Raw genomic sequence first — 2,062 nt, 5'->3', positions numbered from 1 at the left:
CATCCACGATGCCGGCTTCCATCCCCGGGTCAAAGTTCAACCGGCAGGGTGGGTCAAAGTTCAACCGGCGCCGACAGGCCAAGCCGACGTTCAGTGTTCCGTCGGAGCATTTCGTCTCATTCCAGGGAGAAATGTCAGTTCTGCCTGAACTGCGCTTTAACGGTCAGGATGACAGTGACGATATCTGGCTTAGCGTGCCTCGTCTGCACGAAATCGCGCCACCACCGATCGAAATAGAACTCAACGGATGGGTGAAGCTGCCGAAGACGCCCTCCGCACTTCCCGAAATCGTGGATGAAACCGCCCGAACCAAAGATGGTGAAGTCTGGATGGAGCGCCTGGCAGACCGCCCTGATATCCAGGATCTGTTTGATTGGTTCGTCAACTTTCAGTGGAAGCCCTGGGCTTCCGCAGAAGCGCCGCGCCGCAAAACGATGAGCCTTTATAAGAGGCTGTTCAGCGTCTACCAGACGATCGCATCCGAGGGCTCCGAGACGCCGCTCGAGCTTGTTTGGGGAATTGGCAACGCCGCATGGAAGAAGGCGGGGCACTCAACGCCGGTGCGCTACCCAGTAATTCTTCAGCTGTGCGAGATCTCGCTGAACGAGACCACGTTCGAGCTCGAAATCAGGCCCCGCGATGCTGACCCAAAACTTGAGCTTGACTGCTACACCGCCCTCGAGGTGCCAGGCGTCGCACAGCTGGAAACCTATTGGAAGGCGCACCTCGAGGCGGGCGTTGAACGCCCGAACCCTTTTGAGCCTTCCAGCTATGAGAGCTTGCTGAACGCGGCCGTCACGCATCTGGACGCAGGCGGCTCGTACCAGCATAGAACTGACAACCTTTCGGAGCCCACCCCGCGCGATACGCTCCAAGTAACGAACACGTGGGTGCTCTTCGCGCGCAACCGCTCTGGCGACATCTTTGTCGAAGACGTCCGGCGGCTCAAGGCCAATCTGGAAATAGTCGATGAACTGCCAGGTGTCATCAGTGCGTTCGTTCAGCACGGCTCCGACGACGTGAAGGCTCACGCATCAAGGTCCTTCCGCGGATTGTCTAACAGCGACGCTGTCAACGGAGGCTTTGAGCTGTACTTTCCGATGCCTTACAACGACGAACAGGTTTCGATCGTTCAGAAGCTCGAGGCCAACCACGGTGTCGTCGTACAAGGGCCTCCAGGGACGGGCAAGACCCACACGATTGCCAACGTGATTTGCCACTACTTGGCTCAGGGCAAGCGCGTCCTCGTCACCGCCAAAAGCGAAACTGCGTTGGCAGTGCTTCAGGACAAGCTGCCTGACGAGATCCGTCCCCTGAGCGTCGCTTTGCTCTCGGACGAGCGCGACGGCATGCGTCAGTTCGAGCACTCCATTGAAACGATCGCAGGCAAAGTTGCCTCGCTGATCGATTCGAGATCACGTTCGACCATCGCCGCCGCCGAAAACAAACTCAACGAGCTGCACGCAAAAATCTGTCATGTCGATGCTGAAGCCGCAAATTTCGCACGCAGTCACATGCAGACCTACACTTTTCAAGGGCGGAAGGTAACGCCCGAGGAAATGGCGAAGCTCGTGATGGAACAAGGCGACGAGCACAACTGGCTCGACGACGACCTTCCGGCCGCTGGCGAGACATTAGCGTTCGACGATGGTGCGATAGGCGCACTGCGGAACGCGCGCATCAGGGTCGGCAGTTCACTACCCTACCTTACCTGTTCGCTTCCCCAAGCGCCTGCCTTTCCTGCGTGGGGCGACCTGCTTGGCATACACCGTGACCTGGTGAAGGCGCAGGAAATCGATGCGGAGGTGCAAGACGGCTCACTGCTGGGTCTTGTGGACAGCACGTCCGAAATCTTCGAGCGCGCGCGTTTGCTTGATGAACTGTTGAAGGCAAGAGCAGACCTAATTGCCTCCTTTGCCGACGCGCCGCCGTGGGTAACCGCTGCAGGGGCCAAGCTAGCGTCGCTATCAAGCGATGACCCCTTGGTGCGTATTCCGGTGAACGTGACCGACGATTCCGGCATCGTGACCGGGCTTCCGAGGAACGTGACCGCGGGGTGATG

1 protein-coding gene is annotated in these 2,062 nt (G+C 58.6%); it reads left to right on the top strand.

The features are described 5' to 3' along the window. On the top strand, positions 1 to 2,060 hold a 2,060-nt coding region (locus QN397_RS26520; RefSeq protein ID WP_323502508.1), incomplete at its 5' end, for an AAA domain-containing protein. Between the last annotated feature and the right edge of the window lie 2 nt (positions 2,061 to 2,062).

It is taken from the genome of Variovorax sp. RTB1, from assembly GCF_035018765.1.
GTDB lineage: Bacteria > Pseudomonadota > Gammaproteobacteria > Burkholderiales > Burkholderiaceae_C > Variovorax.
This window is presented reverse-complemented; position numbering and strand designations above follow the sequence as displayed.